Origin of the sequence: Streptomyces asoensis (assembly GCF_016860545.1) — a bacterium.
Lineage (GTDB): Bacteria > Actinomycetota > Actinomycetes > Streptomycetales > Streptomycetaceae > Streptomyces > Streptomyces asoensis.
In genome coordinates this window covers 2,252,711-2,269,849 of the sequence record NZ_BNEB01000003.1, presented here as the reverse complement: position 1 = coordinate 2,269,849, position 17,139 = coordinate 2,252,711, and the positions used below count along the sequence as shown (strand labels likewise).

The following is a 17,139-nucleotide window of genomic DNA, read 5'->3' as shown; positions in this document are numbered from 1 at the left end:
CCGCGCGGCCCGCGGGGGCTCAGCCGAGCCGGTTCGCCAGCGCGGTGAACTGCGTCCAGGTCAGCGGCGGCGTGCCCGCGTCCCACAGCTTCTGGGAGGTGGCCCGCAGCGGCACGCGGATGCCGGCCGCGACCTGGGCCTGCGTCTGGGAGTTCGCGAGGTCGCACCACACCGACAGGGAGCCGCCCAGGATCTGGGCGTCGTACCGCGCGGCCACCGGGGTCGTGCCCCGCAGCACCCGCGGGGTCCACTGCTCGTAGATGCGCCGGCCGGTCGGGTAGGCGAAGTCGTTCGGCTCGCCGAGGACGTAGTAGAGGTACTCGTCGTTGTAGTTGAGCACCTTGCGTCCGGCGCTCAGGTACTCGGCCGGCGGGCGGGCGCCGATCTCCTTGCCGGTCCAGTAGGCGACCACGAGGTCGGAGGCCGGCTTGACCGAGGTGCCCCGGAAGAACCCGTCGTTCCACACCCGCATGGTGCGGTCGTGGGCGCGGACGGTGTCGGCGCGGTCGTTGAGCCAGCCGGTGGTGAGGTCGGCGACGCCCGCGCCGGAGCCGTACCGGGCGCGCGCGGCGGCCGCGAGCTGCGGGTAGGAGGTCGCCGGGCTGGACACCGTCAGGGCCTGGTACTCGTCGCCGCCGAGGTGCCAGTAGGCGCCGGGGAAGACGCCCGCGTACTCGTCCAGGAGGTCGTCGAGCAGGTTCGCGGAGGCGTTCTTGGAGATGTCGATCGCGCCGCGGGTGGCGACCCCGCTCGCGTTGCGCAGCTGAAGCTCGGGGTGGGCGGCGAGGACGGCGCCCAGGTGTCCGGGCGAGTCGATCTCGGGCACGACGGTGATGTGCCGGCTCGCCGCGAGGTCGACGATCTTCTTCACCTCGGCCTTGCTGAGGTGCTGGCGGGCGACGATCTCCGGGTGGCTGTCGGACTCGATGCGGAAGGACTGGTCGTCGGAGAAGTGCAGGCCGAGCTGGTTGTACTTGAGGTCGCCGAGTTCGCGCACCCGGTCCTCTATCCAGGCGGGGCTGAAGTACTTGCGCGCGATGTCCAGCGTGAACCCGCGCTGCGGCTTGGCCGGCTGGTCGCGCACGACGCCCTCCGGCGCCGTCCCGCCGCCGTGCACCTCCTGCTTGAGGGTGCGGGTCCCGTAGAACACGCCGGTATCGGTGGGCGCGCTGATGGTGACCCGCCCGCCGCGCACGGTCATGGTGTACGACTCCGGGTTCGCGCCCGCGTCGGCATTGAGCGCCAGACGCAGGTCCCCGGCGCGTACGTCGCTGCGCTGCCCGGCGTACGCGAGCCCCAGCTCTCCGGCTATCAGGCGGCCCTCGTCGGCGAGCGCCGGGGCGCCCACCACGACGCGGCGGGCGGACTGCGGCTTCCAGCCGGGGCCGCGTGCCGGGGTGTGGGCGCGGACGGCGGGGATGGTGCGGGGCGTGGTGGACAGGGCGTAGGACCGGGTGGGCGCGGGGGTCGCGGCCACGGCGGCGGAGGCGCCGCCGTCACCGGCCGCGGACGTCCCCCCGGCCTGCCGGGAGGCGGCGGACCCGGCGGGGGACGGATCGTCGTCGGAGGACGCCCACACACCGACTCCCGCTCCCAGCGCGGCGACCAGTCCGCCGGCCAGCAGGGCCCGCGTGACCACCTGCTGCTGCGGTTTCCTCTGCGGCGCCCGGCGCCGGTGCCTGTGCCTGCTCACTCCGCCAACCGTACGACCCCCGGCCGTCCGAAGCGCGCCGAGCCCGGTGTGACGCGGTCCACGACACATTCCGAAACTCTCTCGTTCGGGTGAAATTCAGGCATCGGTCGGACACGCCATGAGCACTCTCGATAACGTGACGACACACCCTTCACTGCATCCCCTGCCACATCACACGTGACGTGAGGATCCACGCTGCCTGCGCACCGTCTCTCCCCCCTCTCCGGCCGTCTCGCCATACCGGCGCAGACCCGGACCTCCCCCGCACCGCTGCTGGACGGCTTCAACACCGCCGCCGCCGAAGAGGCCCACCACACCCTCCTCGGCTGTCTCGGCAGCCTGCGCTGGGCCCGGCGCGTGGCCGACCACCGCCCCTATCCGACCCTCGACGCGCTGCTGGCCGCCTGCGACGAGGCCGCGTACGACCTGGGGCCGGACGATCTGACGGAGGCGCTGGCCACGGAGTCCCTCCCCGCGCTGCCGCAGGACGCGTACGGCGCGGCGCACATGGCGCTGAACGCGGCGCACGCGGCCTACGAGGCCCGCTTCGGACACGCGTTCGTCATCTGCCTCTCCGCCGTCCCCCCGGGCGAATCCCTCGACCACGTCCTGACGGGCATCCGGTCACGATTGACGAACGATCCCGAGGACGAACGGGTCGTCGCGGCGGAGGAACTGCGCAGGCTGGCCAAGGAGCGGCTGGCGCGCCTCCTCCAGGGCATCGCGGCCTGAACCGCGCGGCCGCACCGCGCCCCTGACCGGCGGCGACGCTCCCGAGGGCGGCGCATCACCGCACAAACCGCCCAGAAGCCGGGAACGCTAACCCAAACGCGTGCCACTTTGATCACACCGGTAGGCCCCCTGTAAGCAGCGGGCCGACGGCTCGATAGCATGCTGGGGGCCGGTGGACCGTACCCGGCCGGGCCCGTCCGACACCCAAGCCGGCAGGCCCCAATCCCCGCTCCCGGAGGGTTCTTCCGTGCCGGCTGGAACGCTGTACCGCGGCCGGGAAGGAATGTGGTCCTGGGTGGCTCATCGAGTCACCGGCGTCCTCATCTTCTTCTTCCTGTTCGTTCACGTGCTGGACACCGCGCTCGTGCGTGTCTCCCCCGAGGACTACGACAAGGTCGTAGCCACCTACAAGACCCCGCTCGTCGCGTGCCTGGAGTACGGCCTCGTGGCCGCGATCCTCTTCCACGCGCTCAACGGCCTGCGCGTCATCGCCGTCGACTTCTGGTCGAAGGGCCCGCGCTACCAGAAGCAGATGCTCTGGAGCGTCGTCGGCCTGTGGCTGGTGCTGATGCTCGGGGCGATCTACCCCGTCCTCGGCCACGCCGCTCGTGAACTGTTCGGGAGCTGAGACCGATGGCCACCACTGAAACCACCGCGGCCGGGATCGGCCCCGTCGAGGGCGGTTCCGTCTACGACGTCGACAACCCCGCGCCCCTCATCGAGGCCCCGCGCAAGCGGACCAAGAAGACCCCGAAGTCCACCCGTGGCAACTTCGAGATGGCCGCCTGGCTGTTCATGCGCCTGTCCGGCGTCGTGCTGGTCGTCCTGGTCCTGGGCCACCTGCTGATCCAGCTCGTGCTGGACGGCGGCGTCTCCAAGATCGGCTTCGCCTTCGTCGCCGGCCGCTGGGCCTCCCCGTTCTGGCAGGTCTGGGACCTGCTGATGCTGTGGCTCGCGATGCTGCACGGGGCGAACGGCCTGCGGACCGTCATCAACGACTACGCGGAGCGCGCGAACACCCGGCTGTGGCTGAAGGGCCTGCTCTACACCGCCACGGTGTTCACCATCCTGCTGGGCACGCTGGTGATCTTCACCTTCGACCCGAACATCCGCTAGGCGCACGGGACCGAGGGACTGAGAGAACCACTCATGAAGATCCATAAGTACGACACCGTCATCGTCGGCGCAGGTGGCGCCGGTATGCGCGCCGCGATCGAGTCGACGAAGCGCAGCCGCACCGCCGTGCTGACCAAGCTCTACCCCACCCGCTCCCACACGGGCGCCGCGCAGGGCGGCATGGCCGCCGCGCTGGCCAACGTGGAGGAGGACAACTGGGAGTGGCACACCTTCGACACGGTCAAGGGCGGTGACTACCTGGTCGACCAGGACGCCGCCGAGATCCTGGCGAAGGAGGCCATCGACTCCGTCCTCGACCTGGAGAAGATGGGCCTGCCGTTCAACCGGACGCCGAACGGCACCATCGACCAGCGCCGCTTCGGCGGTCACAGCCGCAACCACGGCGAGGCCCCGGTCCGCCGGTCCTGCTACGCGGCCGACCGCACCGGCCACATGATCCTCCAGACGCTGTACCAGAACTGCGTGAAAGAGGGCGTGGAGTTCTACAACGAGTTCTACGTCCTCGACCAGCTGATCACCGAGGTCGACGGGGTGAAGCGGTCCGCCGGCGTCGTCGCGTACGAGCTGGCGACCGGCGAGATCCACGTCTTCCAGGCGAAGGCCGTGATCTACGCCTCCGGCGGCACCGGCAAGTTCTTCAAGGTGACGTCGAACGCGCACACGCTGACGGGCGACGGCCAGGCGGCGGTCTACCGCCGCGGTCTGCCGCTGGAGGACATGGAGTTCTTCCAGTTCCACCCGACCGGCATCTGGCGCATGGGCATCCTGCTGACGGAGGGCGCCCGCGGTGAGGGCGGCATCCTGCGCAACAAGGACGGCGAGCGCTTCATGGAGAAGTACGCGCCGGTCATGAAGGACCTCGCGTCCCGTGACGTCGTCTCCCGCTCCATCTACACGGAGATCCGGGAGGGCCGCGGCTGCGGTCCCGAGGGCGACCACGTCTACCTCGACCTCACGCACCTCCCGCCGGAGCAGCTCGACGCCAAGCTCCCGGACATCACGGAGTTCGCGCGCACCTACCTCGGCATCGAGCCGTACACGGACCCGATCCCGATCCAGCCGACGGCCCACTACGCGATGGGCGGCATCCCGACCAACGTCGAGGGTGAGGTCCTCAGCGACAACACCACCGTCGTCCCGGGCCTGTACGCGGCCGGCGAGGTCGCCTGTGTCTCGGTGCACGGCGCCAACCGGCTGGGCACCAACTCGCTGCTCGACATCAACGTCTTCGGCAAGCGGGCCGGCCTCGCGGCCGCCGCCTACTCGCAGAAGGCGGAGTACGTCGAGCTGCCGGAGAACCCCGCGCAGCAGGTGGTCGACCAGGTGGAGCGCCTGCGCGCGTCCACCGGCACCGAGCGGGTGGCGGAACTGCGCCGCGAGCTCCAGGAGACCATGGACGCCAACGTCATGGTGTTCCGCACGGAGCAGACGATCAAGACGGCGGTCGAGAAGCTCGCCGAGCTGCGCGAGCGCTACAAGAACGTCGCGATCCAGGACAAGGGCAAGCGGTTCAACACGGACCTGCTGGAGGCCATCGAGCTGGGCAACCTGCTCGACCTGGCCGAGGTCATGGCGGTGTCGGCGCTGGCCCGCAAGGAGTCCCGCGGCGGCCACTACCGCGAGGACTACCCGAACCGAGACGACGTCAACTTCATGCGCCACACCATGGCGTACCGCGAGGTCGGCGACGACGGCACCGAGTCCATCCGTCTCGACTACAAGCCGGTCGTGCAGACCCGCTACCAGCCGATGGAGCGTAAGTACTGATGGCAACCCCCGTTCTGGACAAGGTCGAGGCGGAGTCCGCGGCCTCCCCGTACATCACGGTCACCTTCCGGGTCCGCCGGTTCAACCCGGAGGTCTCGGCGGAAGCCGTCTGGCAGGACTTCCAGCTGGAGATCGACCCGAAGGAGCGTGTACTCGACGGTCTTCACAAGATCAAGTGGGACGTCGACGGCACGCTGACCTTCCGGCGTTCCTGCGCGCACGGCATCTGCGGCTCCGACGCGATGCGGATCAACGGCAAGAACCGCCTCGCGTGCAAGACGCTGATCAAGGACATCAACCCCGAGAAGCCGATCACGGTCGAGCCCATCAAGGGCCTGACGGTCCTCAAGGACCTGGTCGTCGACATGGAGCCGTTCTTCCAGGCGTACCGGGACGTCATGCCCTTCCTCATCACGAAGGACACCAACGAGCCCACGCGCGAGCGCTTCCAGACCGCCGAGGACCGCGAGCGGTTCGACGACACGACGAAGTGCATCCTGTGCGCGGCCTGCACGTCGTCCTGCCCGGTGTTCTGGAACGACGGCCAGTACTTCGGTCCGGCCGCCATCGTGAACGCCCACCGCTTCATCTTCGACTCGCGCGACGAGGCCGGTGAGCAGCGTCTGGAGATCCTGAACGACAAGGACGGCGTGTGGCGCTGCCGCACCACGTTCAACTGCACGGACGCCTGCCCGCGTGGCATCGAGGTCACGAAGGCGATCCAGGAGGTGAAGCGGGCGCTCATCACGCGCCGCTTCTGACCCCCACGGTTCACGCAGTACGGCGAGGGCCCCGCTCCATCAGGAGCGGGGCCCTCGCCGTACTGCCGCGCCGGTGTCAGCCGCGCAGGACACGGCCCTGCTTGTCGGTGCGGTCGTTGCTGGTGAGGAACAGGATGCCGTCGATCAGCGCCCAGAAGCCGAGGCCACCGCAGGTCAGGAGCTGGGCGACGCCCACGCCGACGGAGCCGACGTAGAAGCGTCCGATGCCGAGGGTGCCCAGGAAGATCTGGAGGATACCGGCGACGATCTTGGACTTGTCGGAGTACGGACGACCCTGGGGGTCGACCCCGTAGGGGGCCTGCGGGGTGGGGACGGTCATGACAACTGCTCCTGGGGTGCTGCGTGAGACCGGGACGGCCTGCTCAGAAAAGGGATGCAGGAAGAACGCGACGCGCAGAACCCGCGCCGACCGCCGTCGACCGATCTCGACCCACGCCCCCGCACAGCTCCGCCGTGCCAGGACGTCCCCCCTGTGATGGTCAGCCTAGGTAAAACGGAGGGTAAAGAGGGAGTACGGATGATCCATCGTTCCTGATCCGTGATCAAAAGCCGTCGACCACGTTGCGGACCACCGACCAGGTCACCGCGACGGCGAGGACCGCCGCCACCCCGCGCGGCCCGAGCCGCGGATGCCAGGAACGGCCGTGCAGTCCGGCCCACGTCCAGCGGCCGAGGAGCACCAGCGCGAACGGCGAGACGAGCAGCAGGACCCGGTTGTCCAGCCAGGCCTGGGCGAAGTGACCGTGCATCAGGTCGTACACCATGCGGGTGCCGCCGCAGGCGGGGCAGAGCAGCCCCGTCAGGAGGCGGAAGGGGCACGCCGGGAGCCAGTGGCCGGGCTCGTGGGGGTCCGTGCGGTAGAGATGGGCGGAGCCGGCGGCACCGGCGGCGAGCACCGCGAGAGGGGCCGCCGCCGGGTGCCGCAGCAGGGCCGGAAGCCTCGCGGGGAGGCGCCCCGGCTCAGCCACGCAGGACCCGCCCGTCCGAGTCGGTCTTGCCGTCGCTCACCAGCAGGATGATGCCGTCGATCAGCGCCCAGATGCCGAGTCCGCCGCAGGTGAACAGCTGGGCGAGCCCGATGCCGACGTCGCCTATGTAGAACCGGCCGACACCGAAGCTGCCCAGGGTCAGCTGGAGCACGCCCGCGACGACCTTCGACTTCTCGGAGTAGGGCCGGCCGAAGGGGTCGTACCCGTAAGGGGCGTTCGGGTCGCCCGTGAAGGAGCCGGGGGGTATGTATCCGGGGGCGGCGTAGCCGGGGCCGGGATAACCGGGGCCCGGGTAACCGGGGCCGCCGGGGTAACCGGGCGGGGCGTAGCCCGGGTGCGGCGGCGGGCCGGACTGGGGGTAGCCGTAGGGGACACCCGACGGACCGGGCTGACCGGGCTGCCCGGCGTCGTACGGACCGCCGGGGCCGGCGGGGCCGGCGGTCGGGTACCCGTAACCGGGCTGCGGCGGCTGCGGCTGATGGGGCGCCTGGGGCTGCTGCGGCGGCTGCTGGGGCTGTTCGGGCTGCTGCGGTGTGTCGGACAAGACGTGTTCCCCCGAGGTCAGGTGATCTGATCATCCGTAGATGGGATGGGTGCAGGACATCTTGCAGGAGAAAAACAGCCACGCCGAGACCGGGGTGCCCCTGACCCGATTCCGGGCCCCGCACGCCTAGCCTGACGGTATGTCAGATGACCTGTCGTACGAGCTGCTCGGATTCGACAACGTACTGCTGCCCGTCGGTGATCTCGGCGAGGCCGCCGACTTCTACCGGCGGGCCGGGTTCACGGTGGCGCTGCGGTTCGACGAGGCCGGGATCGTCCTGCTGAAGGCCGGGGACGAGACGCCGGGGATCCTGCTGCGGCGGGAAGAGGCCCTGGGGCACCGGCCGCCGCCCTGGCCGTCCCCGCGGGTCTGGCTGGAGGTGCCGGACGCGCGCGCGGCGGCCCGGCGGCTGGCCGGGGCGGGCGTGGAGCCGCTGGACCCGCCGTTCTCCACGGCCACCGGCTGGACCGTCGAGATCGCCGACCCCTGGGGCAATGTCCTCGGGTTCACGGACTACCTGAAGCGGCCCGCGCTGGCACGGCGGCAGGGCGCCGGGGCGGCCGCGCCCAGCGGGTGAGCCCCGGCCGCCCCGACCAGTTGAACGTGTTCAAAACAAGCGCTACAGTCGCCTTCGACAGCGTTTTGAACGCGTTCAAGAAATGGTGGGGAACATGGACCGCACGGTCATCGCCTACGTCGTCTACCTGGTCGTCAGCATCGGTCTGACCGTCTGGGTGGCCAGGACCCTCAGCCACAACGGCCGGATCTTCCTCGCCGACGTGCTCCAGGGCGACGAGAAGCTCGCCGACGCCGTGAACCACCTCCTGGTGGTCGGCTTCTACCTGGTCAACCTCGGCTTCGTCGCCCTCTACCTGAGCGGCGACGACACCATCGAGGACACCCGCGGCATCTTCGAGGCCCTGTCGACCAAGCTGGGCGTGGTGCTGCTGGTGCTCGGGGCGATGCACCTGGCCAACGTGTACGTGCTCAACCGGATCCGGCGGCGCGGGGTCATGGAGCGGGAGCAGGTCCCCCCGGTCGCCCCGCAGGGCTGGACCGCCCCCTCGGCGCCCGCCCCCGGGGCGTGAGCGCCGTGCCCGCCGGCCGGGCCGCCGCCGGCCGGGACGCGCACCGCGTCCCGGTCCGCCGGCTCACCGTGCTCTACGACGCGGGATGCTCCCTGTGCGGGTTCCTGCGCGACTGGCTGGGACGGCAGCCGCAGCTGGTGCCGCTGGAGTTCGTGCCCGCCGGGTCCGCCCAGGCGGCCGCCCGCTTCCCCGGCCTCGACCACCGCGCGACCCTCGACGAGATCACCGTCGTCGGCGACCTCGGCCAGGTCTACCGGGGGGCGGCGGCCTGGATCGTCACCCTGTGGGCGCTGCGCGAGCACCGCCCGCTGTCCCACCGGCTGAGCACACCCGCCGGGGCGAGACTCGCCAGGGGAGCCGTGCTCGCCGCCGCCAAGTGGCGCGACGGGCAGGGGCGGACCGCCGGCTGGGGCGGGGGCGTCTACCACCGGGGCGACGGATGGTCGTACGACCCGCGGCAGGGCTGGAGCTACGACCCGCCCACCTGTGCCGACGGGACCTGCCCGACTGGCTAGGCTCCTGTACGTGTCCGCGAACAACGACGGTCCCGCCGAGGCCGATTCCCCGACCGGGTCCCATGAGGCCGCCTCCGCGACCGGAGGTCATGAGGTCCCCGCGTCCAAGTCCGAGCAGACCCGCGCGCTGATCCTGGAGACGGCGATGCGGCTGTTCCAGGAGCGCGGCTACGACAAGACCACCATGCGGGCCATCGCCCAGGAGGCCGGGGTATCGGTCGGCAACGCCTACTACTACTTCGCGGGCAAGGAGCACCTGATCCAGGGCTTCTACGACCGGCTGGCCGCCGAGCACCGCGAGGCCGTCCGGGACGTCCTGGCGCGGGAGACCGGCCTGGAGGCCCGGCTGGCGGGCGTGCTGCGGGTCTGGCTGGACGTGGCCGCGCCGTACCACGAGTTCGCGGTGCAGTTCTTCAAGAACGCCGCCGACCCGGACAGCCCGCTCAGCCCCTTCTCCGCGGAGTCGGAGCACGCCCGCAGGGAGGCCATCGCCGTCCACCAGGAGGTCCTCGAGGGGTCGAAGGCGAAGGTGCCGGAGGAACTGCGCGAGGTGCTGCCGGAGTTGATGTGGCTGTCCCAGATGGGACTCGTCATGTACTGGATCTACGACCGCACGCCGGGGCGCGAACGCAGCTACCGGCTGGCCGGGCGGGGCGCGCGCCTCACCGCGCGGGGTGTGGCGCTGGCCCGCTTCCGGGTCCTGCGGCCGCTCGTGCTCGAGGTGCACGACCTGTTCACGGACTTCCTGCCCGGCATGACCAACGCCCTCCCGGACCCCACCCGCGAACCCCGCAGGAAGAAGTGACCCCCCTGCCCCGGAGCGGGGCTCCGGGGCAGGGGGCCGGTCTCAGGTCACTTCCGCGGCCTCGTCCAGGTGCACGTCGTGGACGAGGGGCTCGGTCGCGACCGTGAGCTGCCGGGTGCGGTCCAGCAGCGGCGGTTCGGCCGTCGTGGTCAGCCGGTAGGTGCCCGGGGCCGGGACCGAGAGGATGTACGAGCCGTCGGCCAGGGAGGTCACCCGGTCGACCTCCCGGCCGTCCGGCGCCACCAGGGCGACCGTCGCGCCCTCGACCGGCTCGCCGCCCGTGCCGCGGACGAAGCCGTGGACGACCGAGGCCGGGCCCTCGCCCGCCGCGGCCGGGTGGGCCGCCTCCTCCTTGGGCTCGACCGCGAGGTGCGGCAGCCGCTTCTCCAGCCAGCCGGGCAGCCACCAGTTGGCGTCGCCCAGCAGGTGCATCGCGGCCGGCACGAGCGCCGTCCGCAGGATGAACGCGTCCAGCGCGACCGCGGCCGCGAGGCCGACGCCCGCCATCGCCGCACCCGAGTCGCCGCTGAGCACGAAGGCGAGGAAGACGCAGACCATGATGAGGGCGGCGGAGTTGATGACCCGGCTGGTCTCCGCGAGGCCGACCCGGACCGCTCGCGCGTTGTCCCTGGTGTGCACCCACTCCTCGTGCATCCGGCTGACCAGGAAGACCTGGTAGTCCATCGACAGGCCGAACAGCAGGGACAGCATGATGACCGGCAGGAAGGCGTTGATCGGCCCCTCCTTGCCCAGCCCGAGCAGGTCCAGGCCCCAGCCCCACTGGAAGACCGCGACGAGGACACCGAAGGAGGCCGCGGCCGCGACCAGGTTCATCACGGCCGCCGTCAGCGGCACCACCAGCGAGCGGAAGGCGACCAGGAGCAGCAGGAAGCCCAGGCCGATGATGGTGGCGATGAACAGGGGCAGCCGGTCGCCGGTGACGGTGGCGAAGTCCTTGGAGACCGCCGTGACCCCGCCGACGTGCGCCTCGGCCCCGGCCGCGGGGACGACGTCGTCGCGCAGCCGGTCGATCAGGGCGTCCGTCTCCTGCGACTGCGGCGAGGTCGTGGGCACGACCTGGATGACCGTGATCCCGCCTGCGGGCGGCAGCGCGGCGACCTGGGCGACGCCCGGCGTGTCCTCGATGCTGCGCGCCAGCGCGGTCGCGTCACCGCCGTCCACCACCACCTGGAGGGGCCCGTTGAAGCCCGGCCCGAATCCCTCGGCGAGCAGGTCGTAGGCCTTCCGCGTGGTCGTCGAGGCGTCGTCGTTGCCCTGGTCGGTGGCGCCGAGACGCAGCGACAGCACGGGGAGCGCGAGAACGGCCATGACGACCAGCGCGGCCGCGGCGATCGTGCGCGGACGGCGCTGCACGCCCTGCGACCAGCGGGCGGCGGGACCGCTGGTGCGCTCCGGCTCCGGTCCGGTGGCCGCCAGCCGGCGCCGCTGCTTGCGGCTCAGCACGCGCGCGCCGAGGAAGCCGAGCAGCGCGGGCAGCAGGGTCGTCGCCGCGAGGACGCTCAGGACCACCGTCAGCGAGGTGCCGATGACGACGCCGTCCAGGAAGCGCAGGTTGGTCACGAGCATGCCGGCGAGCGCGATGCACACCGTGCCGCCCGCGAACAGCACCGCGCGTCCGGAGGTGTTGAGGGCGGTGACCGCCGACTCCTCCGGGTCCAGGCCGCGCAGTACGCCCTTGCGGTGGCGGGTGACGATGAACAGGGCGTAGTCGATGCCGACGCCGAGGCCGATCAGCGAGGAGAGCAGCGGGGCCAGGTCCGGGATGTCGGTGACGTGGCTGAGCAGCTGGGTCGAGAACAGGCCCATGCCGACGCCGAAGACGGCCACGGCGAGGGGCAGCAGCATCGCGTACAGCGAGCCGAAGGCCAGGAACAGCACGACCGCCGCCGCCGCGAGTCCGACCATCTCGGCGAGGCCGGTGGGCGGTTCCTGCACCCGCTGGACGGCCTGGCCGCCCACCTCGACCTCCAGGCCCTCCCGTCCGGCGGCGTGCGCGGTGTCGACGACGTCCTGGACGAGTTCCTTCGGCACGGCGTTGGCCTGCTCGGTGAAGGTGATCTGGGCGTAGGCGATCCGCCCGTCGCCGCTGATCCGCGCCGCGCCGCCGCCGCCGGCGTACGGGCCGGCCACCCCGCCGACGCCCCTCATCTTCGCGATCTCGTCGAGCGCGGGCTGGATCCGGGACCGCACCGCCTCGTCCCGCACCGACCCCTCGTCGACCTTCCACACGACCGTGTCGGTGTCCCCCGCGCTCGCCGGGAACGCCTTCTCCATCAGGTCGTACGCCTTCTTGGAGTCCGTGTCGGGGAGGGAGAAGACGTTCGCGTAGTCCGTGCCCGCCGTCGAGGCCGAGAATCCCAGACCGAACAGCGCCCCCACCCAGAGCAACAGGACCACCAGCCGGTGCCGATAGCACCAGCGTGCCAATGCCGCCACGCTCCATCTCCTTCACCAGATCGTCGGTCCGTCCCCCGGGTCCTGTGCACCAGCATCGACGGCGCCCCGCGTGCGTGGTGCGCGGCACGCTCGACTCTCAAGGAACTCCAAAGCGCGAACCGACCCGGTCGCGGGCGCGGCCGCCGATACTGGGGGCATGACGACGGCTTCCGGCACCGTGCTGGTCGTGGAGGACGAACCGAGCATCGCGGACGTCCTCGCCATCGCCCTGCGCTATCACCGCTTCGAGGTCATGACCGCGGGCACGGTCCGTGAGGCGCTCGCCCTCGCCGACCGCACCGTCCCGCACGCCCGGACGGGCGCGCGCGAGGGGACGCCCATCGACGTGGCCCTGCTGGACGTGATGCTGCCGGACGGCGACGGCCGTGCCCTGGGGCGTGAACTGCGGGCGCGCAGGCCCGACCTGGCGCTGGTGTTCCTCACCGCGCGGGACGCGCCCGCCGAGATAGTCGGCGCGCTCGGCTTCGGCGACGACTACATCACCAAACCGTTCGACATCGACGTGGTCGTGGCCCGGGTCGGCGCCGTGCTGCGCCGCACCCGGCCCTCCGACGTCCTCGCGCGGCGGCCGCCACTGCGCTACGGCGACCTGGAGCTGGACGAGACGACGTACTGCGTGCACCGCGCGGGCCGCTCGGTCGAGCTGACCCCGACCGAGTACGCGCTGCTGCGCTTCCTGGTGCGCAACGGCGGCCGGATCGTGCCGAAGGAGCAACTGCTGCGTCATGTCTGGCAGTACGAGCACACTCCGCCGGAGTCGACGGTCGTCGAGACCTACATCAGCTATCTGCGGCGCAAGCTGGACGTCCTGGGACCGCCCGTGATCACCACGCGGCGCGGCGTCGGGTACGGCCTGGCGTGAGGCGGATCCACCGGCACGGCGTCCACTCCCTGCGCGCCAAGCTGACGGCGGCGAACGTGGCGCTGCTCGCGCTCGGCATCGTCCTGGCGACCGCCGTCAGTCTGATGGGGATGCGGCACTACCTGCTCGGCCAGGTGGACACCGGTCTGACCCGGATGCGCGACTCGGTGGGCAGCGCCCGCCTGACCCTGCGCCAGATCGACTCGCTGTCCGTGCTGAGCGTCGTCAGCGACCGCCTCGTCTCCCGGGTCCCGGACGGCGAGGACACCGGCACACGGCCGGCGCCGGACTCGATCTTCACCGCCGTGGACGGCCGGGGTGCGGCCCTCACCCTCTTCGGCGTCGAGCCCACCGGCGCGCAGCGCGGCCTCGCGGAGTCGGTGCACGATCCGGGCGCCCTCGCCGCCGACGCCGACCCGCACGACGTCAGCGTGCACGGCGACACCTACCGGGTGACCGCGGCCCGGCTTCCCGACGGCACGTACATCCTGCTGGCCACCTCCACGGAGGCCCTCCACCGGGGCATAGCCAAGGCCCTGAAGCTGGACCTCGCGGTCGGCACACTGCTGCTGGCGCTGCTCGCGTGTCTGACGCTGTTCAGCGTGCGGCGGCGGATGCGGCCGCTGGAGGACATGGTGGAGACGTCGTCGGCGATAGCGGAGGGCGATCTGACCCGGCGCGTGCCGTCGAGTCACCATCCGACCCAGGAGGTGGAGCAGTTGCGGCTCGCGCTGAACTCCATGCTCCACCAGGTGGAGACGGCGTACCGCACGCGCGAGCGCAGCGCGACGCAGCTGCGGCGCTTCGTTGCCGACGCCTCGCACGAGCTGCGCACCCCGCTCTCCGCGATCCGCGGCTATCTCCAGCTGTACGAGCAGGGGATGCTGGTGGAGCCGCAGGAGCGCCGGCGGGCCTGGGACCGGATGAACGGCGAGGTGGACCGGATGGGCCGGCTGGTGGACGAGCTGCTGATGCTGGCCCGTCTCGACCAGCGGCCCGAACTGCGGCTGCGGGGCGTCGACGTGAGTGCTCTGGTGCGGGACTCGGCGCAGGACCTGCGGGCGCAGCAGCCCGGGCGGCCGGTCACCGTGGAGGCCGAGGGGGCGGTGGTGGTGCGGGCCGACGAGTCGGGGCTGCGGCAGGTGCTGGGCAACCTGGTGGCCAACGTCCGTACCCACACGTCGGCCGAGGTGCCGGTGCGGCTCGGGGTGGAGCGGGTGGACGGGGTCGTCCGGCTGTCGGTGCGGGACGAGGGTCCGGGGCTGGCCGCGGAGGACGCGGCGCGGGTCTTCGACCGTTTCTTCCGGGCCGGCGGCGGCGCGGGCAGCGGTCTGGGGCTGGCGATCGTGCAGGGTGTCGTGGAGGCGCACGGCGGCGAGGTGGGGGTGCGGACGGCGCCGGGCGAGGGGCTCACCGTGACGGTGACCCTGCCGGTCCGCCCCGCGGAGCCGGCCTGAGGGCTCGCGCCCCTACGCGGTCGCCGTGAGCAGCGCCCACACCGTCTTGCCGTGCCTGCCCGCGCTCCACACGCCCCACGCGGTGGCGAGGTGCTCCACCAGGTGCAGGCCGCGGCCGTGTTCGTCCGTCTCCGCGACGTGGCGCGGCCGGGGTTCGAGCCTGCTCCCGTCGGACACCTCGATGAGGCAGGAGCCGTCGCCGAGGGCGGTGACGGCCACCTCGAACTCCCGCTCCGGGTGGGGCTCCCCCGGGTGCGCGGAGCCCGGCGCGGGGCCGTGGCGTACGACGTTGGTCGCCAGCTCGGACACCACGAGGACCGCGGCGCCGACCGCCGGGTCGTCGGGGCCGTGCCCCCAGGCGGCGAGATGGTCCCGTACCCGGCGCCGGGCGAGACCGACGGACGCCGGGTGCCGCGGCAGCCGGAAGGAGTTGCGTCTCAGCACGTCTGCTCCTCATCCCGGACACCCCTCCGTCACACGGTCCGCTCGGGGTGACTGCCCGGTGGGACGGGGGCGCATGCCGGCTCGCGGGGCCGGGCCCGCGAGCCGGGGTGATCGAGGACTCAGATCCAGTCGAGTTTCCACAGGCGGAAGACGCCGGTGCCGTCCGCCAGGAACTGGCCGCCGCCGACGTCCGCGCCGGTGACGACGTACTCCTTGCGCTGCCACAGCGGGACGACGGGCACGTCCTCGGCGATGACCTGCTGGAGCTTGCGGAAGTCGTCGGCGACCCGGCTGCGGTCGGCCAGCTGCCGGCTGCCGGCGATGTAGCCGTCGACGGTCTTGCTGCTGTAGCCGGTGTTCATGGTGGAGTCGGTGCCGACGAGCGGGCCCGCGAAGGTGTCCGGGTCGGGGTAGTCGGCGACCCAGCCGACGGCGTACGCGTCGAGCTTGCCGGTGGCCCAGCGCTTCTGGAAGTCGGTCCACTCGTATCCCTTGACGTCCACCCGGAACAGGCCGCTCGCCTCCAGCTGCCGTTTGAGTTCCTGGGCCTCGGCCGCCGCGGCGCCGCTGCCCAGGCCGTAGCCGTAGGTGAACTTCACGGGGAGGGTGACGCCCGCCGACTTCAGGAGCTTGCGCGCCTTGGCGGTGTCGCGCTGCGGGTAGCTGTCGAAGAACGAGGTGGTGTGGCCGGTGATGCCGGTCGGGACGAGCGAGTAGAGCGGCTCGACGGTTCCGTCGTACACGCTCGACGCCAGCTGTTCGCGGTCGACCAGCCAGGCCAGCGCCCGGCGGACGTCCGTGTCGTGCAGCGGGGAGCCGGGGCGGGTGTCGAAGTACAGGTTGCGGGTCTCGGAGCCCTCCGCCTCGTAGACCCGCCGGCCGGGGTCGCTGGTGTCGAGGGCGGCCAGGACGGCGGGCGGCAGCTGGCGGGTCGCGGCCTGGATGTCCTCGGCCTTCCAGGCCTTCTCCAGGGCCGCGGGGTCGGGGTAGTAGCGCAGCTCGACACGGGATCCGGTCGACACGGCGCCCCGGTAGCGGGAGTTGGGCGTCAGCTGGGCCTTCTTGCCCTTCACGTACGCGGTCAGCTCGTACGGGCCGGTGCCGTCGACCCGGCTGCCGGCGCGCAGCCCGTCCGCCGGGTAGCGGGTGTGGTCGACGATCGAGCCGGCTCCGGTGGCCACCTTGAACGGGAAGGTGGCGTCCGGCGACGACAGGTGGAAGGTGACGGTCAGGTTCCTGGCGTCCACCGACTTCAGGGTGGAGAACAGGGACGCGGGACCGACGTCCGCGTTGATCTTCTTGACCCGGTCGAAGGAGAACTTCACGTCCTCGGCGGTCACCTTGGCGCCGTCGGCGAAGGTGAGGTCGTCGCGCAGCTCGCAGAGGTACGTGGTGAGCCCGCCCTTCGCGAAGGAGCAGCTCCTCGCCGCGTCCGGCACGGGCGCGGCCCCGCCCGGCACGTACGTCAGCAGCGACTGGAAGACGTTGCTGAACAGCGCCCACGAGCCGGCGTCGTAGGCGCCCGCCGGATCGAGCGAGGTGACGGTGTCCGTGGTGCCGACGTCGATGGTCCCTCCGCCGCTGTCCTGCGACGGAAGCAACTGCCAGCCGCCCACCCCGGCGACCGCGAGAACGAGCAGCGTCACGAGAATCCGCATGCGAACAGATCGCATGGTGGTGTCCTGCCTCCCCAGGCCGCCGAACGGGCCCAGTCCACAGAAGAAGAAGTGCCGCCCCCCTGGCGGCGGGCTCACCTAACCACACGTGTTTCGCACGGGGGAAGAGACTCCGGGCGAGATGGGAAAGAACTTACCGATCCTGTGTTGCGGCCGCGTTTCACAGCCGC

At 71.6% G+C, this 17,139-nt stretch carries 18 protein-coding genes; 11 read left to right on the top strand and 7 right to left on the bottom strand.

Annotation, left to right across the window (positions count from 1 at the left end):
- Window positions 1–19: 19 nt before the first annotated feature.
- A complete protein-coding gene (locus Saso_RS22865) occupies window positions 20–1,693 on the bottom strand; it encodes a beta-N-acetylhexosaminidase (protein WP_413790181.1) in 1,674 nt (557 codons plus the stop codon).
- A gap of 195 nt (window positions 1,694–1,888) precedes the next feature.
- Here Saso_RS22865 and Saso_RS22860 point away from each other — a divergent pair, with 195 nt between their 5' ends.
- The 5 genes from Saso_RS22860 to Saso_RS22840 all read left to right on the top strand — a co-directional run bounded on the left by Saso_RS22860 (window position 1,889) and on the right by Saso_RS22840 (window position 6,090).
- The gene (locus Saso_RS22860) at window positions 1,889–2,425 is read left to right on the top strand and encodes a 2-oxo-4-hydroxy-4-carboxy-5-ureidoimidazoline decarboxylase (protein ID WP_307822244.1); all 537 of its coding nucleotides are present in this window, start codon (window positions 1,889–1,891) and stop codon (window positions 2,423–2,425) included.
- Between the two features lie 247 nt (window positions 2,426–2,672).
- Entirely contained in the window at window positions 2,673–3,053 is a 381-nt protein-coding gene (sdhC, locus tag Saso_RS22855) for a succinate dehydrogenase, cytochrome b556 subunit (RefSeq protein WP_189920421.1), read from the top strand.
- Between the two features lie 5 nt (window positions 3,054–3,058).
- Window positions 3,059–3,541: a succinate dehydrogenase hydrophobic membrane anchor subunit gene (locus tag Saso_RS22850; RefSeq protein WP_189920423.1), complete on the top strand. Its 483-nt coding sequence runs from the start codon at window positions 3,059–3,061 to the stop codon at window positions 3,539–3,541.
- 33 nt (window positions 3,542–3,574) lie between these two features.
- Window positions 3,575–5,329 (top strand): succinate dehydrogenase flavoprotein subunit, encoded by a 1,755-nt coding sequence (sdhA, locus tag Saso_RS22845; protein WP_189920425.1) that lies wholly within the window; start codon window positions 3,575–3,577, stop codon window positions 5,327–5,329.
- Complete coding sequence (locus Saso_RS22840; RefSeq protein WP_189920427.1) at window positions 5,329–6,090, top strand: succinate dehydrogenase iron-sulfur subunit; 762 nt, start codon at window positions 5,329–5,331, stop codon at window positions 6,088–6,090. Before sdhA ends, Saso_RS22840 begins: the two co-directional genes overlap by 1 nt.
- A gap of 76 nt (window positions 6,091–6,166) precedes the next feature.
- On the opposite strand, the gene Saso_RS22835 is transcribed toward Saso_RS22840, so the two are convergent.
- The 3 genes from Saso_RS22835 to Saso_RS22825 all read right to left on the bottom strand — a co-directional run bounded on the left by Saso_RS22835 (window position 6,167) and on the right by Saso_RS22825 (window position 7,644).
- Entirely contained in the window at window positions 6,167–6,430 is a 264-nt protein-coding gene (locus tag Saso_RS22835; protein WP_189920430.1) for a TM2 domain-containing protein, read from the bottom strand.
- A gap of 223 nt (window positions 6,431–6,653) precedes the next feature.
- Window positions 6,654–7,079 (bottom strand): DUF2752 domain-containing protein, encoded by a 426-nt coding sequence (locus Saso_RS22830; RefSeq protein WP_229901188.1) that lies wholly within the window; start codon window positions 7,077–7,079, stop codon window positions 6,654–6,656.
- A complete protein-coding gene (locus tag Saso_RS22825; RefSeq protein WP_189920432.1) occupies window positions 7,072–7,644 on the bottom strand; it encodes a TM2 domain-containing protein in 573 nt (190 codons plus the stop codon). Before Saso_RS22825 ends, Saso_RS22830 begins: the two co-directional genes overlap by 8 nt.
- A 139-nt stretch (window positions 7,645–7,783) precedes the next feature.
- Between Saso_RS22825 and Saso_RS22820 the strand changes: the two genes are divergently transcribed.
- The 4 genes from Saso_RS22820 (at window position 7,784) to Saso_RS22805 (ending at window position 10,052) form a co-directional block, all read left to right on the top strand.
- Entirely contained in the window at window positions 7,784–8,221 is a 438-nt protein-coding gene (locus tag Saso_RS22820) for a VOC family protein (protein ID WP_189920434.1), read from the top strand.
- 94 nt (window positions 8,222–8,315) lie between these two features.
- A complete protein-coding gene (locus Saso_RS22815) occupies window positions 8,316–8,732 on the top strand; it encodes a hypothetical protein (RefSeq protein WP_189920436.1) in 417 nt (138 codons plus the stop codon).
- Window positions 8,729–9,247, top strand: coding sequence for a thiol-disulfide oxidoreductase DCC family protein (locus tag Saso_RS22810; RefSeq protein WP_372442467.1), 519 nt, complete (start codon window positions 8,729–8,731; stop codon window positions 9,245–9,247). Before Saso_RS22815 ends, Saso_RS22810 begins: the two co-directional genes overlap by 4 nt.
- A 10-nt stretch (window positions 9,248–9,257) precedes the next feature.
- Window positions 9,258–10,052 carry a TetR/AcrR family transcriptional regulator gene (locus tag Saso_RS22805; protein WP_189920438.1) on the top strand — a complete coding sequence of 265 codons (795 nt, stop codon included), beginning with the start codon at window positions 9,258–9,260 and terminating at the stop codon, window positions 10,050–10,052.
- 42 nt (window positions 10,053–10,094) lie between these two features.
- Here Saso_RS22805 and Saso_RS22800 read toward each other — a convergent pair whose 3' ends face one another.
- Window positions 10,095–12,500 (bottom strand): MMPL family transporter, encoded by a 2,406-nt coding sequence (locus Saso_RS22800; RefSeq protein ID WP_189920583.1) that lies wholly within the window; start codon window positions 12,498–12,500, stop codon window positions 10,095–10,097.
- Window positions 12,501–12,666: 166 nt separating this feature from the next.
- On the opposite strand from Saso_RS22800, the gene Saso_RS22795 reads away from it, so the two are divergent.
- Together Saso_RS22795 and Saso_RS22790 are read left to right on the top strand one after the other, a co-directional pair.
- The gene (locus Saso_RS22795) at window positions 12,667–13,392 is read left to right on the top strand and encodes a response regulator transcription factor (protein ID WP_189920440.1); all 726 of its coding nucleotides are present in this window, start codon (window positions 12,667–12,669) and stop codon (window positions 13,390–13,392) included.
- Window positions 13,389–14,849: a sensor histidine kinase gene (locus Saso_RS22790; RefSeq protein WP_189920442.1), complete on the top strand. Its 1,461-nt coding sequence runs from the start codon at window positions 13,389–13,391 to the stop codon at window positions 14,847–14,849. The genes Saso_RS22795 and Saso_RS22790 overlap by 4 nt, the downstream gene beginning before the upstream one ends.
- 12 nt (window positions 14,850–14,861) lie before the next feature.
- Here Saso_RS22790 and Saso_RS22785 read toward each other — a convergent pair whose 3' ends face one another.
- Together Saso_RS22785 and Saso_RS22780 are read right to left on the bottom strand one after the other, a co-directional pair.
- Window positions 14,862–15,293, bottom strand: a complete 432-nt coding sequence (locus Saso_RS22785) for an ATP-binding protein (protein WP_189920444.1) — start codon at window positions 15,291–15,293, stop codon at window positions 14,862–14,864.
- A gap of 119 nt (window positions 15,294–15,412) precedes the next feature.
- Complete coding sequence (locus tag Saso_RS22780) at window positions 15,413–16,966, bottom strand: ABC transporter substrate-binding protein (protein WP_189920446.1); 1,554 nt, start codon at window positions 16,964–16,966, stop codon at window positions 15,413–15,415.
- Between the last annotated feature and the right edge of the window lie 173 nt (window positions 16,967–17,139).